This window comes from Aeromonas sp. 602200 (assembly GCF_049173895.1).
Lineage (GTDB): Bacteria > Pseudomonadota > Gammaproteobacteria > Enterobacterales > Aeromonadaceae > Aeromonas > Aeromonas veronii_A.
This window is the reverse complement of the sequence record NZ_JAAKSL010000031.1, coordinates 1-1,170: the sequence shown is the minus strand read 5'-3', so window position 1 is coordinate 1,170 and position 1,170 is coordinate 1. Positions and strand designations below refer to the sequence as shown.

The 1,170-nt window shown below is 53.2% G+C and carries 1 rRNA gene; it reads right to left on the bottom strand.

From position 1 onward, the window contains the following. Positions 1 to 1,170 (bottom strand): 23S ribosomal RNA (locus G5221_RS20205); the annotation flags it as partial.

Below are 1,170 nucleotides of genomic sequence, written 5' to 3'. Positions count from 1 at the left end.
GTTCGTCTCGTGTCTCAGTGTTGTGTCTCCGGATTTGCCTAGAAACACCACCTACGCACTTTCACCAGGACAACCGTCGCCTGGCCCACCTAGCCTTCTCCGTCCCCCCATCGCAATTACAAGTCGTGCAGGAATATTAACCTGCTTCCCATCGACTACGCCTTTCGGCCTCGCCTTAGGGGTCGACTCACCCTGCCCCGATTAACGTTGGACAGGAACCCTTGGTCTTCCGGCGAGGAGGCTTTTCACCCCCTTTATCGTTACTTACGTCAGCATTCGCACTTCTGATATCTCCAGCATACCTCTCGATACACCTTCGCAGACTTACAGAACGCTCCCCTACCACTCACACATAAGTGTGAATCCGCGGCTTCGGTGCCTGGTTTGAGCCCCGTTACATCTTCCGCGCAGGCCGACTCGACTAGTGAGCTATTACGCTTTCTTTAAATGATGGCTGCTTCTAAGCCAACATCCTAGCTGTCTGAGCCTTCCCACATCGTTTCCCACTTAACCAGAACTTTGGGACCTTAGCCGGCGGTCTGGGTTGTTTCCCTCTTCACGACGGACGTTAGCACCCGCCGTGTGTCTCCCGGATATTACTTACTGGTATTCGGAGTTTGCATGGGGTTGGTAAGTCGGGATGACCCCCTAGCCCAAACAGTGCTCTACCCCCAGTAGTATTCGTCCGAGGCGCTACCTAAATAGCTTTCGGGGAGAACCAGCTATCTCCGAGTTTGATTGGCCTTTCACCCCCAGCCACAGGTCATCCCCTAACTTTGCAACGTTAGTGGGTTCGGTCCTCCAGTTGATGTTACTCAACCTTCAACCTGCCCATGGCTAGATCACCCGGTTTCGGGTCTACACCTTGCAACTAGACGCCCAGTTAAGACTCGGTTTCCCTACGGCTCCCCTATACGGTTAACCTCGCTACAAAATGTAAGTCGCTGACCCATTATACAAAAGGTACGCAGTCACCCCGAAGGGCTCCCACTGCTTGTACGTACACGGTTTCAGGTTCTATTTCACTCCCCTCACAGGGGTTCTTTTCGCCTTTCCCTCACGGTACTGGTTCACTATCGGTCAGTCAGGAGTATTTAGCCTTGGAGGATGGTCCCCCCATATTCAGACAGGATGTCACGTGTCCCGCCCTACTCGATTTCACATCAAGGT